The sequence below is a fragment of the Flagellimonas meridianipacifica genome, assembly GCF_003001695.1.
Classification (GTDB): Bacteria; Bacteroidota; Bacteroidia; order Flavobacteriales; family Flavobacteriaceae; genus Flagellimonas; species Flagellimonas meridianipacifica.
Window position 1 is genome coordinate 546,138 of record NZ_PVYX01000002.1, and the last position, 22,311, is coordinate 568,448.

Annotated in this window: 20 protein-coding genes; 6 read left to right on the forward strand and 14 right to left on the reverse strand. The window is 39.8% G+C overall.

Going from position 1 to position 22,311, the window contains the following annotated elements; genetic code table 11:
- Positions 1–106: 106 nt before the first annotated feature.
- The 3 genes from CLV81_RS12395 to CLV81_RS12405 are packed head-to-tail and all read left to right on the forward strand — an operon-like array spanning position 107 to position 2,640.
- Positions 107–649 (forward strand): RNA polymerase sigma factor, encoded by a 543-nt coding sequence (locus CLV81_RS12395; protein ID WP_106145436.1) that lies wholly within the window; start codon positions 107–109, stop codon positions 647–649.
- Entirely contained in the window at positions 633–1,235 is a 603-nt protein-coding gene (locus CLV81_RS12400) for a hypothetical protein (protein ID WP_106145437.1), read from the forward strand. Before CLV81_RS12395 ends, CLV81_RS12400 begins: the two co-directional genes overlap by 17 nt.
- Complete coding sequence (locus CLV81_RS12405; RefSeq protein ID WP_146129895.1) at positions 1,207–2,640, forward strand: hypothetical protein; 1,434 nt, start codon at positions 1,207–1,209, stop codon at positions 2,638–2,640. Before CLV81_RS12400 ends, CLV81_RS12405 begins: the two co-directional genes overlap by 29 nt.
- 123 nt (positions 2,641–2,763) lie before the next feature.
- On the opposite strand, the gene msrA is transcribed toward CLV81_RS12405, so the two are convergent.
- Positions 2,764–3,453 carry a peptide-methionine (S)-S-oxide reductase MsrA gene (gene msrA, locus CLV81_RS12410; protein ID WP_106145439.1) on the reverse strand — a complete coding sequence of 230 codons (690 nt, stop codon included), beginning with the start codon at positions 3,451–3,453 and terminating at the stop codon, positions 2,764–2,766.
- Between the two features lie 82 nt (positions 3,454–3,535).
- Here msrA and CLV81_RS12415 point away from each other — a divergent pair, with 82 nt between their 5' ends.
- Together CLV81_RS12415 and CLV81_RS12420 are read left to right on the forward strand one after the other, a co-directional pair.
- The gene (locus tag CLV81_RS12415; RefSeq protein ID WP_106145440.1) at positions 3,536–4,204 is read left to right on the forward strand and encodes a peptidoglycan DD-metalloendopeptidase family protein; all 669 of its coding nucleotides are present in this window, start codon (positions 3,536–3,538) and stop codon (positions 4,202–4,204) included.
- 182 nt (positions 4,205–4,386) lie between these two features.
- Positions 4,387–4,623: a hypothetical protein gene (locus CLV81_RS12420; RefSeq protein WP_106147511.1), complete on the forward strand. Its 237-nt coding sequence runs from the start codon at positions 4,387–4,389 to the stop codon at positions 4,621–4,623.
- Positions 4,624–4,653: 30 nt separating this feature from the next.
- On the opposite strand, the gene CLV81_RS12425 is transcribed toward CLV81_RS12420, so the two are convergent.
- From CLV81_RS12425 to CLV81_RS12465, 9 genes are all read right to left on the reverse strand, one after another.
- Positions 4,654–6,231: an amidohydrolase family protein gene (locus CLV81_RS12425; protein WP_106145441.1), complete on the reverse strand. Its 1,578-nt coding sequence runs from the start codon at positions 6,229–6,231 to the stop codon at positions 4,654–4,656.
- An 8-nt stretch (positions 6,232–6,239) separates the two neighbouring features.
- Positions 6,240–8,756 (reverse strand): M14 family zinc carboxypeptidase, encoded by a 2,517-nt coding sequence (locus tag CLV81_RS12430; RefSeq protein ID WP_106145442.1) that lies wholly within the window; start codon positions 8,754–8,756, stop codon positions 6,240–6,242.
- Positions 8,757–8,797: 41 nt separating this feature from the next.
- The gene (locus CLV81_RS12435) at positions 8,798–10,015 is read right to left on the reverse strand and encodes a sensor histidine kinase (protein WP_106145443.1); all 1,218 of its coding nucleotides are present in this window, start codon (positions 10,013–10,015) and stop codon (positions 8,798–8,800) included.
- A 162-nt stretch (positions 10,016–10,177) separates the two neighbouring features.
- Positions 10,178–13,540, reverse strand: a complete 3,363-nt coding sequence (gene secA, locus CLV81_RS12440) for a preprotein translocase subunit SecA (protein WP_106145444.1) — start codon at positions 13,538–13,540, stop codon at positions 10,178–10,180.
- 133 nt (positions 13,541–13,673) lie between these two features.
- The gene (locus tag CLV81_RS12445) at positions 13,674–13,898 is read right to left on the reverse strand and encodes a DUF2795 domain-containing protein (protein WP_106145445.1); all 225 of its coding nucleotides are present in this window, start codon (positions 13,896–13,898) and stop codon (positions 13,674–13,676) included.
- 122 nt (positions 13,899–14,020) lie between these two features.
- Positions 14,021–14,581, reverse strand: coding sequence for a cob(I)yrinic acid a,c-diamide adenosyltransferase (locus CLV81_RS12450; protein WP_106147513.1), 561 nt, complete (start codon positions 14,579–14,581; stop codon positions 14,021–14,023).
- A 234-nt stretch (positions 14,582–14,815) separates the two neighbouring features.
- Positions 14,816–15,316 (reverse strand): hypothetical protein, encoded by a 501-nt coding sequence (locus CLV81_RS12455; protein WP_106145446.1) that lies wholly within the window; start codon positions 15,314–15,316, stop codon positions 14,816–14,818.
- 2 nt (positions 15,317–15,318) lie between these two features.
- Positions 15,319–17,193 (reverse strand): ABC-F family ATP-binding cassette domain-containing protein, encoded by a 1,875-nt coding sequence (locus CLV81_RS12460; RefSeq protein ID WP_106145447.1) that lies wholly within the window; start codon positions 17,191–17,193, stop codon positions 15,319–15,321.
- Positions 17,194–17,207: 14 nt separating this feature from the next.
- Positions 17,208–18,383 (reverse strand): lipoprotein N-acyltransferase Lnb domain-containing protein, encoded by a 1,176-nt coding sequence (locus CLV81_RS12465; RefSeq protein ID WP_106145448.1) that lies wholly within the window; start codon positions 18,381–18,383, stop codon positions 17,208–17,210.
- A gap of 104 nt (positions 18,384–18,487) precedes the next feature.
- Here CLV81_RS12465 and CLV81_RS12470 point away from each other — a divergent pair, with 104 nt between their 5' ends.
- Positions 18,488–19,204, forward strand: coding sequence for a CDP-alcohol phosphatidyltransferase family protein (locus CLV81_RS12470; protein WP_106145449.1), 717 nt, complete (start codon positions 18,488–18,490; stop codon positions 19,202–19,204).
- A 5-nt stretch (positions 19,205–19,209) separates the two neighbouring features.
- Here the strand turns inward: CLV81_RS12470 and lptB are convergent, their stop codons facing one another.
- Genes lptB through CLV81_RS12490 form a run of 4 tightly spaced genes read right to left on the reverse strand, consistent with a single transcriptional unit; the run spans position 19,210 to position 22,149 of the window.
- Positions 19,210–19,950, reverse strand: a complete 741-nt coding sequence (gene lptB / locus CLV81_RS12475) for an LPS export ABC transporter ATP-binding protein (protein ID WP_106145450.1) — start codon at positions 19,948–19,950, stop codon at positions 19,210–19,212.
- Positions 19,951–20,007: 57 nt separating this feature from the next.
- Positions 20,008–20,358 (reverse strand): carboxymuconolactone decarboxylase family protein, encoded by a 351-nt coding sequence (locus CLV81_RS12480; RefSeq protein WP_106145451.1) that lies wholly within the window; start codon positions 20,356–20,358, stop codon positions 20,008–20,010.
- Positions 20,348–21,184 (reverse strand): twin-arginine translocase subunit TatC, encoded by an 837-nt coding sequence (gene tatC / locus CLV81_RS12485; protein WP_106145452.1) that lies wholly within the window; start codon positions 21,182–21,184, stop codon positions 20,348–20,350. The genes CLV81_RS12480 and tatC overlap by 11 nt, the downstream gene beginning before the upstream one ends.
- Positions 21,184–22,149 (reverse strand): KpsF/GutQ family sugar-phosphate isomerase, encoded by a 966-nt coding sequence (locus CLV81_RS12490; RefSeq protein ID WP_106147515.1) that lies wholly within the window; start codon positions 22,147–22,149, stop codon positions 21,184–21,186. The genes tatC and CLV81_RS12490 overlap by 1 nt, the downstream gene beginning before the upstream one ends.
- Positions 22,150–22,311: the final 162 nt, after the last annotated feature.

Consider the following 22,311-nt stretch of genomic DNA (forward strand, 5'->3'; position numbering starts at 1 on the left):
AGACAATAGTGTTAAAATTCAATTAAAATGAATCCATTTTGCCACGTGTTGTTTTTTTTATCGTCCTTAACTTGAACAACACCAAAAACCAACATCGAAGCTGACCATGTTTCAAATTGAACTGGTAGAACAATGTAAGGCCAATAATAGAAAGGCTCAACTGCAGCTGTACGAACAGTACTGTGACGGTATGTTTTGCGTTGCCATGCGTTTCTTGAAAAATGAAGATGACGCAGAAGATGTTTTGCAGGATTCTTTTATCAAGGCCTTTCAGCGGATAGACCAGTTTAAGGGAGAAGTGACTTTTGGTGCTTGGTTAAAGAAAATAGTTGTGCATCGTAGTATTGATTTTTTGAAATCAAAAAAACATCGAACTGTAGAACTAAACGAAGGATATCTTCATATAGAAGATGATGGGGATTGGACTGTTGAAGACCAAGTAAATGTGGAAGATGTGAAAAAAGCTATTGAAGAATTACCTGAAAAATATAGGTATGTGGTACAGCTTTTTTTGGTTGAAGGATATGATCATAGTGAAATATCGGAAATATTGGATATTTCCGAAACAGCGTCAAGAACTCGGTTATTGAGAGGGAAGACACAATTAAAAGAAATGCTCAAAGATACGGCGTATGGCACAGGATCTTAAAAAGTTATTTGAAAAGGAACGAAAGGAAAGGAAGTATTCCATGAAATCGGGTCATGAGGACCGCTTTATGGACCGACTGGATAAAGAACTTCCGCTTAACACTAAAAGAAACTATCGGTTTTGGTTTTCTATGGCTGCCTCGATTGTTGTATTGTTCGGTTTGGGAATATACTTCATTACGCAGTCAGGAAATATTGCCCAAGACCCAGATACACCAGACACTAATGTGGTTAATGTAAATACTGAAAAGGAAAATGAAATTCCTATATCGCTTGGAGATCTTTCACCGGATTTAAAGAAAATAGAAGACTACTATGTGGCAAGCATCAATTTGCAGCTTTCAGAATTGGAATTCAATGACGATAACAAGGCCTTGGTAGACGCATACATGGAACAGCTGGCCGAATTGGATGGAGAATACAACAGATTAAATCAGGAACTGAATGAGTTGGGTCCCAACGATGATACCATCAGTGCCCTAATAAATAATTTACAGTTACGCTTGCAGTTGTTGCAAAAACTGAAAACTAAGTTGAATCAATTAAAATCATCAAAAAATGAACAGGAATCGTCTTATAGTATTTAGTCTATGCATGTTCTTGGTACATGGATTGTACCTGCATGGGCAAGATACCCAATCAAAGACCTACAAGGAAACTTTCACCGTCAATCCGGATGCCGTGTTGGACATTGACACCAGTCACGCAGACATAGAATTTGAAACTTGGAACAAAAACCAAGTGGAAATTACTGCCGTGGTCGAATTAGAAGGCGCTACAGAGGAAGAAGCTGAAAACTACCTCAAAAAAGATGTAGTACAGATTGTAGGAAACAGCAAGGAAATTGAGGTTAGCACCAAGGGAAGAAGCTGGAGCGTTTACTCCGGTGATGGGGACTGGGACTTTGATTATAACTATAATGTGGAAGTGCTACCGCATGTGGCTTTTGTGGAGCCACTAATTGAAAGTCTTCAGATTCCGGAGTTACCAGAGGTGTTGGTTATTCCAGAATTACCCCCAATGCCACCAATCCCCCAAATTAATTTTGACTATGATGCTTACAGAGAAAGGGGTGATGAATATCTTGAGGAGTGGAAGAAAGAATTTGATAAGAATTTTGACAAAAAATATAAGGTTCGCTATAAAGAATGGAGTGAAAGGGTGAAGAAGTTGGCCGAGGAGCGCGAAGAACAACGCGCAAAACTTAGAGAGCAACGAGAAGAAATAAGGGAACAGGCACGTGCCATAAGAGAAGAGGCTAGGGAGAAAAGAGAAGAGCTTAGGGAGGAACGAAACAAATCCAGGTCTCAACGCGTAATTCGATTACAGAATGATGGTAGCTCCAACGAATTTTATTTTTCAACAAATGGGGAGAATAAGAAATATAAGGTGAAAAAGCGCATTAAGATTAAAATGCCGAAGTCAATCAAACTAAAAATGAACGTACGTCATGGTGAAGTGAAATTAGCGGCAAACACCAAAAACTTAAAAGCAAGCTTGTCCTACGCAAGCTTGCTTGCTTCAACAATTGATGGGGATAGAACCGATATTCAAGTTTCCTATTCGCCAGTAGTGGTCCAAAAATGGAACTATGGTCAATTGCGGACCAATTATTCCGATCGTGTTGATTTAAAAGAGGTAAAGGAACTTTCTTTAAACTCAGTATCCTCGAAAGTAGTCATTGGGCATTTGGTCGATAAAGCCTTGGTGAAAAACAACCTGGGAAAGTTACATGTCAATTCTGTTGCCAATGGCTTCAATACCATCGATATTTCGGTCGAGAATGGGGAGGTGGATTTTAAAATGCCCTCTGTTCCCTTCAACATTTACGTTAATGAGACCACTTCTGATATCAGGTATCCGCAAGTATTGGAAATTGGCAAATCAAAAAACTATAATACCAACGTATACAAAGGGTATTACATTAGGGATGACGGAAAAAAATCCATCAATATCAACTCCAAATACAGTGAAGTTGTTTTGAAACAGTAATCCATTTAAAAATAATGTCCCAAAACAACTTCCATTTTATTTTCTTCTTCTACTTACTTTAGCAAGCAAACAACCTCCAGCCTTTCAAATTCTACTTCTTTTAATGTACAGGGCTAATCCGTGCTAGTGAGAATCCTCCTTTAAATACGACTGAAAGTTTTCCTTAAATCGGTTTAATCTCGGGATAGAAACGTTGCGGATGTAAGAGTTATATGGATTTTTACGCTCGAAATCCTGGTGGTATTCTTCTGCTTTATAGAATACTTCAAAAAGAGCTACTTGGGTCACAATAGGTCGATTGTATAACTTTTTAGTTTCAAGAAGTGAAATATAGTCTTGAATGATTTTTTGTTCTTCGGCATTTTTATAGAAAGCAACCGAACGGTACTGAGCGCCGCGGTCCGGCCCTTGTCTATTTAGGGAGGTAGGATCGTGGGAACCAAAGAAAACCTGTACAAGTTGGGTAAAACTGATGACCTTTGGGTCATAAAAGACTTCAACTGCTTCGGCATGCCCCGTTCTTCCGTAGGCGACTTCTTCATAGGTGGGATTTTTTTCCTTGCCACCAGAATATCCGGAATGGACTTCTTTTACACCTTTCACACTTTCAAAAATGGCCTCCACACACCAAAAGCATCCACTCGCAAAATATGCTGTCTCATACTCCTGTAAATCCTCTGAGGAGAGCATTACCTTAACAGGTACAGAAGAGGTTTCTTGTGCTACAGTTTTTTCAGCTTTTGAGTTTTTAGGCTGACAGTTGGCCGATATCAATAAAATGATGGCCAAAAAAGGAATTCTTAATATCTTCATTATGGTTTTTATGCTTAGTAGCTCCAAGATACTAACTATTACTGCAGCCCTTGTTAAAAAATGTTAATCTAATCCGTATTTAATGCTTGAAGATTTTTTGAAAGAACATCATCCTGGTCCAATTCTTGACAACCGCATTCTGTTGTCGGATTATGTGCCTCTTGATATATCGGTACAAAACAAAGAGATTGACAAATACGAAATGACCACACCGGTAGGATGTCAGAGCTATATAGATGAGGTTTTAGAAAAAGAAGGGAAGAAAGTGGCATTTGGGGGATATTTGGAGCAACGTGGTATATATAATTCGTTTGGTCGGTTTGATGAGGGAGAACAGCGCAATATCCATTTAGGAATGGATTTTTGGCATGGGGCGGGAACTAAAGTGCATGTTCCTATTGATGGCAAAGTTCATAGTTTTAGAAACAACGAAGATATTGGGAACTATGGTCCCACCATTGTTTTGGAACATCATTTTGATTCTTTGACCTTTTATACGTTATACGGGCATCTGTCCTTAGAATCTTTGAATGGTTTGCAAAAAGGGAAGGTGTTTCGAGAAGGAGAGACTCTGGCCACTTTGGGCACTCCTGAAATCAATGTCAACTATGCCCCACACCTGCACTTTCAAATTATCAAAGATATTCAGGGGTACAAGGGCGACTATCCTGGGGTTTGTTCTCAAAAAGAACTGGATTTCTACAAAAACAACTGTCCAAATCCCAACCTTTTACTCAAGATGAAAATCTAAAAGATCGATGAAATGCACTTGGTCTCGATAGGGTGTTTTAGGTCTTAAAAACGTTCGTCGAGGATAAAATACACTTCAACTTAAAAAGATTCCAACACCGAGAAAAAAAGGAAGTTAAGCGAGATAAATCCGCACTAGGCTTGGTCTGAGGGTAATTTTACCATGTAACAATGACCCAAGACATGAAAGCAATCTTAACCACAATCGCAGTAATCTTCTTCGGAACTTTGACTATGGCACAAAGTGCTTCCACGGAAACAAAAGTAGATACCGTAGCTTATACTGTTACTTTGGATATTCAAATTGATACTGACTCCAAAAAGGAAACCAAGGTTGCCAGACTGTATCGATTCAAAAACTCTCGAATCAAAAAAGCGTTGTCTTTTAGAACAAAAAGAAACAGAGCTAAACTTGCTTAATTCGAAATCCTCAAACCAAACATATGCTTTCTACTTCATTCCTGGCTGTTTTATCGTGTAGTTTAATTTTTGTTTTTCTTCGGCTACCATTGCTTTTACGTCGCGTAAAAGTGCTTTCGAATCGAAAATAACACCATCTTTTATAGTGTATTTGACACCACCGACACGTACAACTTCATTGTCCTCGGTAAGTCGAATAGCACCGGTCCCGTAGAGTACCTTTAAATTTTTGAGTGGATTTTCTTCCACAATGGCAAAATCCGCCATTTTTCCTATTTCAACCGATCCTATTTTATCCGCAACTCCCAATGCTTCTGCACCGTTCAAAGTTGCTGAACGAATAACCTCCATTGGGTGAAAACCAGCCTCTCGTAACAATTCCATTTCCCGTATATAGGCAAAACCATACAATTGGAAAATAAAACCAGAATCGGAGCCCGTAGTAACCCTGCCACCTCGATTTTTGTATTCGTTGATAAAAGTCATCCACAACCGATAGTTATCGCGCCAGGCAACTTCCTGTTCGGTTCCCCAATCATGCCAGTATGAACCATGTGATATTTTACTGGGTTGGAAAAAAGCCCATACAGTGGGCAGTGCATACTCCTCATGCCATTCTGCCCTTCGTGCTCGGTGCAAATCTCTACTTGCTTCATAGATGTTGAAAGTGGGGTCAATGGTAAAATCAAGATCAATCAATTCGTCCATGACCTTGTTCCAATGCTTAGAATGGGGTTTTGCAGCTTGCTTCCAAAGTTTGCCGGCTTCCTCAAAGCGATTCTGTTCATTTTGATAATTATAATCCAATGGGTAATCCTGAACCGTTCTATCAACAAACAGCGCTTCAGGAAGTCCATACCAATGTTCCATGCTGGTCAATCCCGCCCTTGCAGAATTTAGCACGTTCCATCGGGCTACATCCACTTGGGCATGATGACAGGCCGAACGGAGTCCCAATTTCTTGTTTTCGTCCAATGCCGCCGCCATTATTTCCGGTGGTGCACCAAAGAATTTGATGCCATCGGCACCTCGCTCTGCATTGGCTCTCACCCATTTTCTAGCTTGCTCAGTAGTACTTATGGGAATATCGTTAAGTGGATTGAAATCTTTTGTGGTTTGTCCGAATCCTGTGTAGGCAAAGATTCTTGGGGCAATAATCTCATTCCTTTCGCTTTTTCGTTTCAAATCCAAAGTCCAATCGATACTTCTTCCACTGGGTTCTCTTATGGTTGTGATTCCATGTGCCATCCATAGCTTGAAAACATAATCGTGATCAGCACCTTGGGCAACCCCTCCAATATGGCCATGCATATCTACAAAACCAGGCAAAAGGTACATGCCCGAACAATCCAACTCCTTACCTCCTGGTTTCAACTTTGGACGTTTGGATTCATCAATGGCCACTCCAGGATAACCAACAACTTTGATGTCCACAATCTTGTTCTTTTCCACAACAATGTCAATAGGGCCCCTAGGAGGTGAACCATTCCCATTGATTAAAGTGACACCACGGATGATAAGTTGGGAAAAAGGACCTTCGCTCATTTCTTCCTGGCCATAGGATGAGCTAAAGGTGTATGCAATTAAGAGGATGAGTAGTTTTTTCATAGTTTTTGTTATTCTGGGATTCTGATTTTGTTACCCAAGAAAAGTGCATTTAAGAACAAACGGTTGGTTCCGTACCATGATCCCCTAAAATTCGGATTGTCAGCAAAAAGTATGGCCCTACCTGCACCCACTTTGCTCACTACCAAGGAAGCTGAGGGTTTTAGATTTTCTTCAAGGTTCTTTTTGGTAATAAAACCATCAATGTGTGGATCAGCTGCATATTTGGCAACCGTTGCGTATTCATTTTTACTAGGAGCCAACCAAACAGTATTGTTTTTATATACTGGGATGGAAGAATTTCGATAACCAAATGCTAGGGGATGGGTTACATCCAAATCCACTTTAAAAATGGCACCTCCCACACTTTCCTTACCCAAGTTTTCGGAAGCATCCACATAAGGTCTACGTTGTACTGTCTCTGTTGTATCCTTTTCGGCGTCGGTTAGTTTTTCTTTTACCAACTTCTTCTCTATGGCCCATTTGGTTGCACTCCCAATAGTGATTAGGGTATTTCCTTTACTGGCCCAAGATTTGATTTTATCCATAGTCTTTTCAGAGAATCTGTAGTTCCCAGATACCATTACCAAGGTGTTATACTTGTCCAATTTGGCCCTGTCAAAGTTGCGCATTGGAATTTTGGTTATGGGCATATGCACTCGGGTATCCAACAAGTGCCAAACTTCACCAGCTTCATAGGAACGAACTCCATCTCCAATGAGCATTGCCGCTTTCGGGCGAGTTACCGGTTGGACATGACGACTTCCCAAATCAATTCCTTGAAGACTATATCCAGAATTGACCGCGTATACTGGAACTTGATACACTTTCTGGGCCTCGCTTACTATTGAATATACTTCATTGGCATCCTTTTTCTGAAGGCTTACAGGTACCATAAGGGCACCATAATTGAATTTTCTATCTCCATCGGTAGTCTTTGCCGTGAAAGGCTTAAAGGCCGAAGAGACCACTAATCCTTGTTCTTGCATGTGATTTAGTGCGGCTACTGCATTATAATCGTCATAATCCATTATGTAGGCGTAGTCCGTTTTTTGAACCATCCTGGGATTCGTTAAACCACTCAAATTGGTTAGCTTTTCACCGAGATTAAGAGAAGATGTGGATTTGTAATCGACGTTATAAAAATTCGCTAAAGACCAAGCAGAGGCATCATAATAAACGCTATCCCGAAACTTTTCATAGGTTTCAAATACGCTCTGTACCATTCTATATTGCGGTTGTCTGGTCGGGACGGTGTACTTATCTCCATTTTTGTAAACGTCAATTTTGTGAAGCAATAGCTTATCCAAAAATGCTTTGGTTCTGTTAGCATCAAATTTGTTTTCAAAAGTATATGCCTTGATTTTGCTGCGTGAGGCATTGGTCAAAGCACTTTTGAAGAAATCTTGCTGGTACTTTCTGAGGGTAGCTTTATTTTCAACGGCTGCCTTTACCGTAGCAATACTGGATACATATTGGTTTCTAATGGTGAACGGGAAAGTGATTTCCCCAAAGGCCGTGGTTTGTTTGTGACCTCTCGAACTTGCTTGCTCAAATAACAAGGCCAAGCCTCCTTGAAGGTCAGGGTAAGAAGAACCATACCCGGGATAAGTACCATCGAACACTTCTTTCGTAAAATAGAATGATCCAATACTGTCAAGGGCTTTTGCAAAGTAGTCGCCAAATAGGTTGTTCAAATCCTCATAGTTTTCCTTAGGCATAATAGGGTCTAGAGAACCATTTGCTTTCATGGGTTCAAAGAAATAAGTGCTTTGTGTACCCATTTCATGAAAATCAGTTACCACATTGGGATACCATTGGTGATACCAAGTCAATTTTCCACGACTTTCGGGATGAATTCCCAGGTACCAATCACGATTTAAATCAAACCAATAGTGATTGGTTCGTCCACGAGGCCAATACTCATTATGTTCTGCATCCTGTGGATCGGCAACCAACGGATTTCCTTGATACATATTGGCCCATTGGGTATGCCTATCCCTACCATCAGGATTGATGGTTGGGTCAACAAAAATGACGCTGTTGTTCAAATAGTTTAGAACTTCCGGACTGTTTGACGCTGCGAGTGTATAGGCCATTAGTATGGCGGCTTCCCCTCCTGAGGGTTCATTTCCATGCACATTATAGCCCAAATTGATGAAAACGGGTAATCCATCATAATCTGAAGGGGATTTTGATGGGTCGGTATATTCCAGATGCTTTTCTTTAAGTGCGTCTAGATTATTTAAATTTTCCCCAGAGGTGATCGTAAGTATTACCAGCTTTCGACCTTCATAAGTTTTTCCATACTCATAATAAGAAGCTCTTTCAGAGTTTTGGGCCAGATAGTCCATGTAAGCCACAATCAAATCATGCCTAGTATGCCTTTCTCCGATACCATATCCCAGAAATTCTTCTGGAGATTGGATATTGGAATCAAAAGGGTGAAATTTTTTTAAAAAATAGTCTTGAGCGGATAGGGAAATGCTAAAAAAACATAGCAGTCCCAAGAGAGATTTTTTGAACATTCGTGCAGGATTGGTTAATCCTTTAAAGATAGGAAAAGCTTTTAATCGACAGAATTGAATTCTTCAATTATTTCCTCGAATTCAATTCTATAATACGTGCCTTTTTTGGACATATCCCTAGCAATGGTTCCCCGTAATTGTCTGGTGAGATTGTATATCAATTTTAAACCTAGGGATTTTGAATTTTTTGGGTCAAAATTATGGGAATACCCTTTTCCGTTATCGCCCAGATAAAGCTCATAACGATTATCAGGAAGTTTTTTTAGGGAAATGGTTATTTCTCCTTTGTCATCTTCTGTGATGCCATATTTAAGGGCATTTGTAATGGTTTCATTGATGATTAAACCAAGCGGAATAACAGTATCTATACTTAGCTTGTTATCTTCAATGTCCATGTGCATTTTGACACTATCGGTACTTCCTTTTACAGAGCGTACCAAGTATTCGCACAACTCCTTAATATAAGGTTTTAGCTCAATTTTTGATAAGTAGTCGTCACGTTTGTAGAGCATCTCGTGTACCATTGCCATGGAGACCACTCTATTTTGGCTGCTCTTTATAATACCACTGATTTTATCATCAGCGATAGACCTTGACTGCAAACTCAACAGACTTGAAACGGTTTGTAGATTGTTCTTTACCCGGTGATGTACCTCTTTTAATAAGGTTTCCTTTTCATTTATTCGTTCAAGGATTTCTTTACGTGATTTGTACAGTTTATGATGGGCTTTCAATAGGTTTTTCCCAAATACTCCGCCTAAAAGGTATACCGCAAAAACCGAACTTATAAAGGCAAACCATTTCTTGGAATTTTCAGGAATTACGTTTTCCAAGATTCGGAAATCACCTAAATCATATAGAAACAATATGGCAAGAACCACCAAATTGATAATGAGGTAAAAATGCCCGTAAATCTTTGTTGTGACATATCCGGCAAAAACAATTATAGCAAGGACAAATATGAACGGGCTCTGTATTCCGCCACTGCAAAGGGTAACTAAAATGGCCCCAACCATGGATAACATGGAGGTTATATTATACGTTAAAAGTATGTTTTTATGCAGTTTGTAGAATAAGGTGTTCAATACGTTAATGCATGCGAAGCCCAAACAGGTTATTGGGATAATTTCCTTTATATCCAAAAAGAAAAAGCATATTGCACCGAACAGCACTGCAAACAAAGAAGAACTATAGTTAACTCTTAGTACCAAATCAATTTTATCTCGTAAACGATATTTATCCTTGACAGGAATCTTCATGTGCTGCGATTAGTTCTTCACCTGGTACTATAAAAAGAGGTCGAGGCTATAGTTTAGGTTAATTGTACGGGGTAATATAGTTGTAAATCTAACTATGTTTTCTTTATAAACAAAAAACGACAGTCATTCTTGACCGCCGTTTTTTTACATTGTTTTTAACAATTAGTCTTCAATAAGCACCCATTCGCCCTTATCTATCAAAGGCTCAGCTTGTTTGTACTTTACTGTCTTGCTTTCTCCGGACATAACATTTTTAATGGTGACCCGGTCATTGCGTCCAATTTTTGGTTTTTCGCGAACAATTGTCTCAGTAACTTGGGGTCTTCTCCCTTGTGTTTGACCTGCGGCACGGTTTTGTGCAGCCAATTCATCACTGTTTGGGATCTCTTCCTTGGTCGTCTGTAATTTTTCTTTAGGTCTGCGCACAGTTCGCGCTTCTTGTATTTGATTGGTGCTTTCTGAAGGCAGTTCCCCTTTATATAGGAAGGATATTACCTCTTTGTTCACCTTATCAATCATTTCTTTGAAAAGCTCAAAGGCTTCAAACTTATATATCAAAAGAGGGTCCTTTTGCTCGTGGACTGCCAACTGAACGGATTGTTTCAACTCATCCATTTTACGCAAGTGCGTTTTCCAGGAATCATCAATGATTGCCAAAGTGATGTTTTTCTCAAAGTCGGTGACCAACTGCTTACCTTCACTCTGATAGGCACTTTCCAAATTGGTGACCACATTAAGCGTTTTGATACCATCCGTAAAAGGAACTATAATGCGCTCAAACTTATTGGACTGGTCCTCATAAACCCTTTTAATGACTTGGAAAGCAACTCCTGCACTTCGCTGCATTTTTTCTTGATAGAAATTGTACGCGGCTTGGTATACCTGATTGGCAATTTCCTGAAAGCTCAATTTTCTAAACTCTTCTTCAGAAATAGGTGAAGTAATTGAGAAATATTTTATGAGCTCGAATTCAAAGTTTTTATAGTCTTCGGCCAATTTATTGGTCTCAGCGATAACTTCCGAGGTATCATAAATCATGTTGGCAATGTCCACCTTTAATCGTTCTCCTTGCAGAGCATGGCGTCTTCGCTTGTAAACAACTTCACGTTGGGCATTCATTACATCATCATATTCCAGAAGACGCTTGCGGATACCAAAGTTGTTTTCCTCTACCTTTTTCTGGGCACGCTCAATGGATTTTGTCATCATGGAATGCTGAATGACCTCACCTTCTTCCAAGCCCATGCGGTCCATCATTTTGGCAACCCTATCTGAGCCGAACAGGCGCATAAGGTTATCCTCAAGGGAAACATAGAACTGGGAGCTTCCCACATCACCTTGACGTCCGGAACGACCTCGTAGCTGACGGTCCACCCGTCTCGAATCGTGTCTTTCCGTACCCACGATGGCCAATCCACCTGCATTTTTCACTTCATCAGTCAACTTAATATCGGTACCCCTACCGGCCATGTTTGTGGCGATGGTCACCACGCCAGGATTCCCGGCTTCTGCAACAATATCCGCTTCCTTTTTATGAAGCTTTGCATTCAATACATTGTGAGGAATCTTTCTTACGCTAAGCAGCTTTGACAAGAGTTCCGAAATTTCAACCGAAGTGGTACCAATTAACACAGGTCTGCCTGCTTTGGATAAATCGGTTACCTCTTCAATAATAGCGTTATATTTTTCCCGTTTGGTTTTGTAAATCAAATCGTTTCGGTCATCACGTGCGATGGGTCTATTCGTTGGAATCTCCATGACATCCAACTTGTAAATTTCCCAGAACTCTCCAGCTTCTGTAACCGCCGTACCGGTCATACCTGCCAGCTTTTTGTACATCCTAAAATAATTCTGGAGGGTAACTGTGGCGAAAGTTTGGGTCATGGCCTCAATCTTCACACTTTCCTTGGCTTCAATCGCTTGGTGCAGACCGTCGGAATACCTACGACCGTCCATAATACGGCCCGTTTGCTCGTCCACAATCATGACTTTGTTGTCCATGACCACGTATTCCACATCCTTTTCAAAAAGGGTATACGCCTTTAGCAATTGGGTCATGGTATGGATACGCTCACTTTTTACGGCAAAATCCTTAAAGAGTTCTTCTTTGAGTTCAGCTTCTTTTTCAATTTCAAGATTTTGTTCTTCAATCTTGGCGATTTCCCCACCGATATCTGGCATTACAAAGAAATCCTTGTTCTCTTCCCCAGAAAGGTAATCAACTCCTTTATCGGTTAATTCAATCTGGTTATTCTTTTCATCAATCGTGAACAGTAAATCGGCATCTACCTTGGGCATTTCCCGATTATTGTCCTGCATATAGAAGTTCTCGGTTTTCTGAAGGAGTTGTTTTACACCTTCTTCACTCAAAAACTTGATGAGCGCTTTGTTTTTTGGTAATCCACGATATACACGAAGCAATAGGAAGCCTCCTTCTTTCGTATCACCTTCTTTGATAAGCTTTTTAGCTTCGGCCAAAACACCAGTAAGATGCTGACGTTGTTTTTGGACAATATCTGAAACCTTGGGCTTCAATTCATTGAATTCATGACGGTCCCCTTCAGGAACAGGTCCGGAAATAATCAATGGTGTACGAGCGTCATCAATTAACACTGAATCTACCTCATCCACAATGGCATAGTGGTGTGGCCGTTGCACCAGGTCGTTGGGCGAATGGGCCATATTGTCACGCAGGTAATCAAAACCAAATTCGTTGTTGGTTCCATATGTGATGTCTGCGTTGTATGCAGCTCGTCTTCCCTCTGAATTGGGTTGATGCTTATCTATACAATCCACGGTAAGGCCATGGAATTCAAAAAGGGGGGCCATCCAGGTGCTATCCCTTTTGGCCAGATAATCATTAACGGTCACTAAGTGTGCACCTTTTCCGGCCAGGGCGTTCAAGTAGAGTGGGAGGGTGGCTACCAAAGTTTTTCCTTCTCCCGTTTGCATTTCGGCAATTTTTCCTTGGTGAAGAGAGATACCACCTATTAATTGGACATCGTAGTGAATCATGTCCCAGGTAACCTCTTTTCCTGCTGCATCCCATGAATTGTTCCAAACCGCACTATCTCCTTGTAAGGTGACATAATCCTTGGAGCCCGAAAGGGAACGGTCATATTCTGTGGCCGTTACTTCAAGAGTCTCGTTGTTTGCAAAGCGTTTGGCCGTTTCTTTTACTACGGCAAAAGCTTCAGGTAGAATATCATTCAAGGTTTTTTCCGAAATGGCATAGGCTTCTTCTTCAAGCTTGTCAATTTCAGTATAGATTTCCTCATTTCGGTCAATATCCGTAGAGTTTTGAACCTCCTCTTTTAAGGCATCTATTTTATCATCTATATCTTTTCGTTCTTCTTTTATCCTAGACTTGAAGTCAACCGTTTTTTGTCTTAGGTCATCCAAAGAGAGGGATTCAAGTTGTTGCTCAAAGGATTTTATTTCTTTTACCAAAGGTTGAAGCGCCTTTACGTCTTTTTCAGATTTATCTCCTACAAAAACCTTTAGTACGGAATTAATAAAACTCATGAAATGTTTTTCTTTTGGGTCGCAAAAGCTGTTCCATTGTCAAAAGTGGTTAGGAACTCTTCTGCAAGGGTGTCAAAATTACATAAAAAAAAGCCTCAGATGAGACTTTTTAGTTTGCTTTATGATTGCGGAATCAATACTCGTCCTCATTCCAGAGGTAATCTTCTTCCGTAGGATAATCAGGCCAAATTTCCTCAATGGATTCATACACTTCGCCTCCTTCTTCTTCCATGGATTGTAAGTTTTCCACAACTTCCAAGGGGGCACCTGTTCTAATGGCGTAATCTATAAGTTCGTCTTTGGTGGCTGGCCAAGGCGCATCACTTAAATATGAAGCTAATTCTAATGTCCAGTACATAGTAACGGTTTGATTTTAAAATTTTTGCAAAAATAATTTTTAAACCGAATTAGTCAAGTAAAATCGTCATTATTTAAAAATTATTTTGACTTTGCTAATTCTGTAACGCAAAAAATAAGGTTTTATTCGTCTAATTTTTTAGGAATCCACTTGATTTCTTCTGCGTTCAATTGCTTGGACAACTTCCGTGCCAATACAAAAAGGTAGTCAGAAAGGCGATTTATGTAGGCGATTACGTTCTCTGGGACCGGTTCTTTTTCATGCAAATAGGATATCATACGTTCGGCCCTCCTACAAGTTGTACGTGCAACATGACAGTATGACACGGTAGGATGTCCGCCAGGAAGAATAAAATGAGTCATAGGAGGAAGCTCCTCATTCATTTTATCGATTTCTTTTTCCAAAAATTCAATATCCTCGGCGTTGATGCGTGGAATTTTGAGTCTGTTGTCTTTTTTTGGTTCTGTTGCCAAAATAGCACCGACGGTAAAAAGTTTATCCTGAATATGGACTAAACTCTCCTTGGAATGATTATCCATTTCTTGATCACGAACCAAACCTAAAACCGAATTGAGTTCATCGATGGTTCCGTAGCTTTCTATTCGGATGTGATGTTTGGGGACCCTAGTCCCGGTAAAAAGTGATGTATTGCCTGTATCTCCTGTCTTTGTGTATATCTTCATTCTTCTTTCCAAGTTATCAATTACCAACTCACAATAAGCCAATCATAATTGTTACATGCAGATTGTTCATTGTTCATTGTGCCTTCTTTTTCCATCCATAAATTTTCTGGATTTTCTCCTTTTTTGGCCTCTTTTATTGGTAAAGAACACTACAAAATATACTATGACCAAACCTCCTAAAATGATGTAAATGGTATAATCCATAATGAAACTTTCTTAACTAAAATTACCTTTTTATATCCGAATCGTAAAATGCTGCTTTACTTGTTCTTTTCTTATGAAAATCAATCCGCAGTAGAACAAATCCATGCTTACGGTAACCTTTTCACTTTTTGTGAACTCCATCCAATGTAAAAATGTTTCTCTAGATTCATAAATACCTCGAAAGAGTATAAGGCTATCGTTGTGTAATGGAAAACTCGAAAATACGTTGTCCGGATTTTGACTCATAGGGGATTCAAAATATAGGACATCAATGGGGGGTTTCTTTTCCGGTACCCCTTGAAAATTCTTTTCCAATTCTTTCTTGAGTGAATTGTTTCCCTTTACCAAAATGGACTTGGCATTGAAATATGCGATGCTTTTTAGTAGCACATTGATTACCTTATCTTTTGACTTTTGAGGTTTCTGATACAGGCATTTGGTCAAGTAATCAAAAACAAAAGGGGAATGTATTCCGTGCTCATTGGTGGATTTCAGCAGAAATTTTAAGTATGATTTGATGTTAAAAATCATCCTTACCCTTCTAAGATTGCGGATAATTCAAACCATCTTTCTGTTTTTTTATCCAGAGCGTCTGTTACCTCGCTGAGCTCAATAGAAAGCTTTTTGATTTCTTCTGGGGAGAGTTCAGGATTGGAAAATTGGTTTTGTAGGACTACTTTTTGTTCTTCCAGTTTCTGAATGTCCTTCTCCAATTGTTTGTGTTCTTTTTGTTCTTGATACGAAAGCTTTCCCGAAGTATCGCGTTGTCTCCAATGAATCTTCTCTTCCTTTTCTGAAGTTTCCTTATTCTTTCGGTCCTCAACGACACGACTGTTTTCATAAGCTCGGTAGTCCGAATAGTTTCCCGGAAAATCTTCAATAACACCATCTCCTTTAAACACAAAAAGATGGTCCACAATTTTGTCCATAAAATAGCGGTCGTGTGAAACTATTACCAAACAACCTGGAAAATCCAATAGGAAGCTTTCCAAAACATTTAGGGTCACGATGTCCAAGTCATTGGTAGGTTCATCCAGGATAAGAAAATTGGGATTTTGAATCAAAACCGTACAGAGGTAAAGCCGTTTTCTTTCACCTCCGCTAAGTTTCTCTACAAAATCGTACTGCTTTTTGCGGTCAAATAGAAAACGTTCCAGCAATTGTTGAGCGGAAATCTGCTTACCTTTTTTAAGAGGAATGTAGTCACCAAATTCCCGAATGACATCAATAACCTTTTGCCCCTCTTTTATTGAAATACCTTTCTGGGTGTAGTATCCAAACTTTACGGTTTCTCCTACAACAATTTTACCGGTGTCCATACCCTCACTTTGGGTAAGCATGTTGAGGAAAGTGGATTTACCCGTTCCGTTTTGTCCAATTATCCCAAGACGTTCACCTTTGATGAAGTTATAGCTGAATTTGGAGAGAATGGTTTTGTCCCCAAAAGATTTGGAAATATTATGGAGTTCAAGGATTTTATTTCCCAAACGTTCCATATTAAGTTCCAACTGTACCTGATGGTCTTCCCTTCTTTTTTTTGCCTTTTGCTTTATTTCGTGGAAATCATCAATTCTGGATTTGGATTTGGTAGTTCTAGCCTTGGGTTGCCTTCGCATCCAATCCAATTCTTTCTTGAAAAGTATTTTGTTTTTGTGCTGCTCTACGGCCTCCCGTTCTTGCCTAGCTTCTTTTTCCCTCAAATAGTAGGAGTAATTGCCCTTGTAACTGTACAATTGCTTGTTGTCCAATTCAAGAATTTCATTGCACACCCTTTCCAGAAAATATCTATCGTGGGTGACCATGAAAAGGGAAAGGTTTTCCTTGGCAAAATAAGCTTCCAGCCACTCAATCATATCCAAGTCCAAATGGTTGGTTGGCTCATCAAGAATCAATAAATCAGGTTTGTTGAGCAGGGCACTGGCGAGGGCCAATCGTTTCTTTTGCCCTCCTGATAACGCACCTATTTTCACATCCAAATTGGATAAATGTAGCTTGAACAAAACTTGTTTGTACTGGGTTTCAAAATCCCAGGCGTTGCTCTGTTCCATAGCCTCAAAGGCTTTTTGATATTTGTCGGAATCGTCAGGGTCTTGTAATGCCTTTTCGTAATTGGATATTGTTTTTAAGATGGGGTTTTCGGAACTGAGAATGGATTGTTCCACAGTCAAATTTGGGTCAAGAGCGGGTTCCTGTTCCAAAAAGGCCACTTTTATTCCTTTTCTCTTGGTGACTTGACCCGTTTCTGGAACATCTTTACCGGAAATAATATTCAATATTGAGGTCTTACCACTGCCGTTTTTGGCGACCAATGCAATTTTCTGACCTTTATTTATTCCAAAGGAAAGATTGGAGAACAATACTAATTCACCATAGGATTTTGCAATATTTTCTACCGTAAGCAAATTCATTCAATGTTGTGATTTCAATACTTTAATCTATAGCAACGAAGGAAATACCAATATCGAATCCCTAAAGCCAAGAATAGAGGAATCAAAACAGGGGAGAAGGCTTGAACCCCAAAAATCCAAAACAGTAAGACCAACCCGATTAAACTTATGGCCACTATGAAATAACGAGGAGTCCACTCAGGGAGTTGTGGCTGAAAAACGAGAATGAATGCAACGACTAAATTCAATGGAAATGCCCAAAGAATATTATAATTGTAAGGAGTAGAAGTATGATCCGCGGCCACCCAAAGCAGCAGTAATACTAAACCTACCAAGCCAGAAATCAGCAACATGGAAAAATCAAGCCATCGGCTTCTGGTTTTATGTCTTACGTCCAAATACGTTATAATAGCTACAAAAACCAAAAACAGAGAAAACCAAAAAAGGGGAGATAGCGGGAAATATCCGTTTTGTTCTTGCTCAGAATAGTCCAAGACGTTCCGCTGTCTTTTCACCAAAGGCTTACCATTAATCGTAGTGTTGTCCAATTGGTCCAAGGTATAATAGGGAAGGAACATGTGTTGCCTTACTGTAGCTTCTCGATCAACAACCGAACCAAAGGCTAAGTCTATTCCAAAAGCGGACCACGAATTGATATTTAAAAATTGTCTTACCAATTGGCGGAATGTAAATTGCTTTTCCAAATGCGATTCTCCAAAGGCAACGGCATCTCCAAATAGCTTTTCTAAAATATCTCCTGTAATACTGGAACAATTGTTCAGCAAAGGGTCGTATAAGTAATCACGATTCTCAGGTAGATAATTTTTTTCTAAAAAGACCAGGAATTCATTTCTTTGATTTAGAGTCAAATCCAGAATTTGTTCTTTTACCCATCTTTTTTCCAATTCGTACTCAAACAGGAAATTATCAAAAGACCTTCTGGATAGGGAATATATCATCTTGCCTTTGACAAAATTTAAGTAGAAATTGGGCTGATCAAAATCAAAAGTTCCATAATTATAAACCACATCGATTTCCAAAACAGGGTCCTGAACCCGAATCGCTGTATGCCCGAATGTTGAATAAAGTTGATCACCGGTTGCACAGGTAAGCACACTGATTTGGGAGTTATCTGAAAGTCCTGGAGCCTGACTAAACCCAAGGTTGAATGCGCACAGTAAGAGTATGGAAAGTAATATGCGAATTTTCATAAGCGCTGTTGACTTGGCAAATATCAGAATAAAACCAACATAGCCTAGTGTTTAGGTTATCACACTATGTTTTTTAGGTTATTTTTACCAAAATCTAACCGTTCATGAAACAACACATTCCCAATTTCATTACCCTTTTAAATCTTTTTAGTGGATGCATAGCGGTTGTTTTCGCTGTGCTCAACAAACTGGAATTGGCCGCACTTTTTGTGTTTCTAGGGATTTTCTTTGACTTCTTGGATGGTCTTGCAGCTCGTTTGCTCAACGTACGGAGTGAAATAGGGGTTCAACTGGATTCTTTGGCGGATATGGTTACCAGTGGTGTTGTTCCTGGAATCGTAATGTTTCAGTTATTGAATATGTCCCAAACAGGGGGATGGGGTACTGGTCTTTTGGGAAGTGAAATGGCATTACTACCATTTTTTGGTTTTGTAATTACCTTAGCTTCCGCATATCGTCTTGCTAAGTTCAATCTTGATGAGAATCAAGTGAGCTCATTTACAGGATTACCTACTCCAGCCAATGCGTTGCTCATTCTTTCTTTACCTCTTATTCTTTTTTATCATTCCAATGATGCTTTAAACGAGATTATTCTCAACGAATGGTTTTTAATTGTGCTCACCTTGCTGAGTGCATTTCTTTTAAATGCTAAGATTGAATTGTTCGCCTTAAAGTTTAAGCATTGGGGATTTAAGGGAAATGAGGTACGCTATCTCTTTTTAATTGGAAGTCTTGTATTGCTATTGACCCTAAAGTTTTTAGCCGTGCCCATTATTATAGTGCTGTATATTCTTATGTCCCTTTTGGCAAAGACAAGTTGAACAAATTAGAAATTCAGCTTTTTCTTTCTGAGCTCAAAGTTTTGCCCCAGATACACCTTTCTAACCATTTCGTCTTTGGCTAAATCCTCGGGGATGCCTGCCTTGAGGATTCCCCCTTCAAACATCAAGTAGGAGCGCTCCGTAATGGCCAGTGTTTCCTGTACATTGTGGTCGGTAATCAAGATGCCTATGTTCTTATTTTTTAATTGGGCTACGATACGTTGAATATCTTCTACAGCTACAGGGTCTACCCCTGCAAAAGGCTCATCCAACAATATAAACTTGGGGTCAGTTGCCAAAGCCCTCGCAATTTCAGTACGTCTACGCTCCCCACCCGAAAGCAAATCCCCACGGTTTTTACGAATATGGCCCAATCCAAACTCGTCAATGAGCGACTCCATTTTCATGTGCTGCTCCTTTTTGCTCAGTTTGGTTAGCTGTAGTACACTTAGTATGTTTTTTTCAATGCTCAGCTTCCTAAAAACAGATGCTTCCTGGGCCAAGTAACCAATACCGTTTTGCGCCCTTTTATACATGGGGAAAGTGGTGATTTCCATGTCGTCCAGAAAGATTTTACCGCCATTGGGTTTAATCAAACCAACAATCATGTAAAAAGAGGTTGTTTTTCCAGCACCGTTAGGACCTAAGAGGCCAACAATTTCTCCTTGGTTTACCTCAAGGCTGATGCCTTTTACCACCTTCCGCCCACGATAGGCTTTCATTATATTTTCTGCCCTAAGCTTCATAAAAACCTGCCAAATCTAATCATATTCCACATGAAAGGGGTGGGTTTTATCATCTTTTTAGGAATCCGTTTCCTCAAGCGCTTCCCAATACTCGTAGGCTCTTCTTAGATGTGGAATCACTATTGTGCCTCCTATTAGGGTGGCTATACCCAAGGTTTCCATTACCTCTTCTTTGCTGGCTCCTGCATCTTTGACACTTTCCAGATGATAACTTACACAGTCGTCACATCGCAAAACCGCAGAAGCTACCAAACCCAATAATTCTTTCGTCTTAACATCCAAAGCACCTTCCATAAAAGCATTGGTATCCAGATTGAAAATACGCTTGATGATTTTGTTATTGTCTGCCAATATCTTCTCGTTCATTTTGGAACGATAGGCATTGAACTCTTCTACTTTATTTGGCATTTTGTTTCGCTTTTTTCGCTTCGTTTCGTAAAACAACTTTGGAAATGTAAATACTAACCTGGTATAAGATAAGTACGGGGACTGCCACGACAATTTGGCTCGCAACATCTGGAGGTGTTATAATAGCGGAAAGTATCAACACCAGTACCAAGGCAATCTTTCTGTATTTTTTAAGAATTTCGGGGGTCACCAATCCTACTTTTGTCAAAAAGTAGATAATAATGGGTAGTTCAAACATAATTCCGCAGGCAATTACCGAAGCCCTTACCGTGGCAACATACGAGGCCAAATCGATTTCGTTTGTAACCTCTTTACTTACCTGGTAGGTGCCCAAGAAGTTAATGGATAGTGGGGCCACTACATAATATCCGAAGAGGACCCCTAAAAAGAATAGAAATGATGCTACCAAAATGAACCCCCGTGAATACTTCCGTTCATTCGCGTGCAACCCTGGGCTTATGAATCGCCACATTTCAAAAAGTACATAGGGGAAAGCAATAATGAACCCAGCCCAAATGGAGGTCCAGATATGGGCCGAAAACTGCCCCGCCATCAGTCGACTTTGAATAGTGAAGGGCAACGATTCCCCACAAAAATCGGAATCAATACCAAAAAAAGTGGCAATTCGACAGAAAAACTGATAGGTAGGAAAATCCAGGTTCTTCGGTCCGAACAGAATAGTATCGAAAATAAAACTCTTCATTACAAAGGCTCCACAGGCAACCAAAACGATAGCCAGCGTGGAGCGAATCAAATGCCATCGTAACTCTTCCAAATGGTCCAAGAAGGACATTTCGTTAGGGTCTTGGGTCGTAGTCTTTGCCATTATAGAATTCCCTCGTTTATGAGATTATGGATATGCACCACACCATGATATTCATCCCCGTCCAATACCAAAAGCTGGGTTATTCCTTTTTCCTGAAGCAGTTCCAATGCCTTTACGGCCAAGGTATCTTTAGTGACGGATTTGGGATTTTGGGTCATAATGTCCTTAGCAGTCAAGGTGCTAATATTATCATATTTTTTCAGCATTCTTCGAATATCTCCATCCGTAATTACACCTACAACTTTGTCTTCATTTATAACCGCCGTTGCTCCCAACATTTTTTCTGAAATCTCAACAATAACTTCCTTTACACTGGAGTTAACGCTGACTTTGGGTTTTTGGTTTTGCGATGCTATGTCGGAAACCCGTAAATACAACTTTTTCCCTAGAGTGCCTCCTGGATGATATTTGGCGAAGTCATCACGGCTAAAACCTCTCAATTCCAAAAGACAAATCGCTAAAGCATCGCCCATGGCCATTTGGGCAGAAGTGCTTGTTGTGGGAGCCAAGTTATTGGGACAAGCTTCCTTTTCTACAAAAGTATTCAGTGTAAAATCGGCTTGCTTGGCCAAAATGGAATCCATGTTTCCCGTAATCCCAATCAATTTGTTTTTTCTCAGTTTGATAAGCGGAATCAAGGCTTTTATCTCTGGCGTGTTTCCACTTTTTGAAAGACAAATGACCACATCATTCTGTTGAACCGTTCCCAAATCACCATGTATGGCATCTGCAGCATGCATAAAAATCGCAGGAGTTCCTGTAGAATTTAAGGTGGCCACAATCTTGGAAGCGATTATGGCACTCTTTCCAACACCGGAAACTACGACCCTACCATTGCACTCCAAAATGTGTTGGACGGCTTCGGCAAATTGATCATCAAGGTAATCCACAAGATTGGCTATGGCCTTGCTTTCAATTTCAATAGTACGTTTGGCAATGGATAAAATGGACTGCGTGTCGCTCAAGTTAATTAAAAGTTTATTGGGTTGCATTCCTAAAAGAATGTCTTATATTTAAGATTACAAAACTAAACAAACTATCTTTTACCAGACTATTTATGTGTTGAGGAAAGTGACCCTTTTTTTATGTAGGGTCTAAGAATGTTAGAGAGAAACTCTTCTTTATTG

Excerpts from the sequence above, each read along its gene's own strand:
- CLV81_RS12395 (WP_106145436.1), top strand. The coding sequence starts at position 107 with ATGTTTCAAATTGAACTGGTAGAACAATGTAAGGCCAATAATAGAAAG.
- CLV81_RS12400 (WP_106145437.1), top strand. The coding sequence starts at position 633 with ATGGCACAGGATCTTAAAAAGTTATTTGAAAAGGAACGAAAGGAAAGG.
- CLV81_RS12405 (WP_146129895.1), top strand. The coding sequence starts at position 1,207 with ATGAACAGGAATCGTCTTATAGTATTTAGTCTATGCATGTTCTTGGTA.
- msrA (WP_106145439.1), bottom strand. The coding sequence starts at position 3,453 with ATGAAGATATTAAGAATTCCTTTTTTGGCCATCATTTTATTGATATCG.
- CLV81_RS12415 (WP_106145440.1), top strand. The coding sequence starts at position 3,536 with ATGCTTGAAGATTTTTTGAAAGAACATCATCCTGGTCCAATTCTTGAC.
- CLV81_RS12420 (WP_106147511.1), top strand. The coding sequence starts at position 4,387 with ATGAAAGCAATCTTAACCACAATCGCAGTAATCTTCTTCGGAACTTTG.
- CLV81_RS12425 (WP_106145441.1), bottom strand. The coding sequence starts at position 6,231 with ATGAAAAAACTACTCATCCTCTTAATTGCATACACCTTTAGCTCATCC.
- CLV81_RS12430 (WP_106145442.1), bottom strand. The coding sequence starts at position 8,756 with ATGTTCAAAAAATCTCTCTTGGGACTGCTATGTTTTTTTAGCATTTCC.
- CLV81_RS12435 (WP_106145443.1), bottom strand. The coding sequence starts at position 10,015 with ATGAAGATTCCTGTCAAGGATAAATATCGTTTACGAGATAAAATTGAT.
- secA (WP_106145444.1), bottom strand. The coding sequence starts at position 13,540 with ATGAGTTTTATTAATTCCGTACTAAAGGTTTTTGTAGGAGATAAATCT.
- CLV81_RS12445 (WP_106145445.1), bottom strand. The coding sequence starts at position 13,898 with ATGTACTGGACATTAGAATTAGCTTCATATTTAAGTGATGCGCCTTGG.
- CLV81_RS12450 (WP_106147513.1), bottom strand. The coding sequence starts at position 14,581 with ATGAAGATATACACAAAGACAGGAGATACAGGCAATACATCACTTTTT.
- CLV81_RS12455 (WP_106145446.1), bottom strand. The coding sequence starts at position 15,316 with ATGATTTTTAACATCAAATCATACTTAAAATTTCTGCTGAAATCCACC.
- CLV81_RS12460 (WP_106145447.1), bottom strand. The coding sequence starts at position 17,193 with ATGAATTTGCTTACGGTAGAAAATATTGCAAAATCCTATGGTGAATTA.
- CLV81_RS12465 (WP_106145448.1), bottom strand. The coding sequence starts at position 18,383 with ATGAAAATTCGCATATTACTTTCCATACTCTTACTGTGCGCATTCAAC.
- CLV81_RS12470 (WP_106145449.1), top strand. The coding sequence starts at position 18,488 with ATGAAACAACACATTCCCAATTTCATTACCCTTTTAAATCTTTTTAGT.
- lptB (WP_106145450.1), bottom strand. The coding sequence starts at position 19,950 with ATGAAGCTTAGGGCAGAAAATATAATGAAAGCCTATCGTGGGCGGAAG.
- CLV81_RS12480 (WP_106145451.1), bottom strand. The coding sequence starts at position 20,358 with ATGCCAAATAAAGTAGAAGAGTTCAATGCCTATCGTTCCAAAATGAAC.
- tatC (WP_106145452.1), bottom strand. The coding sequence starts at position 21,184 with ATGGCAAAGACTACGACCCAAGACCCTAACGAAATGTCCTTCTTGGAC.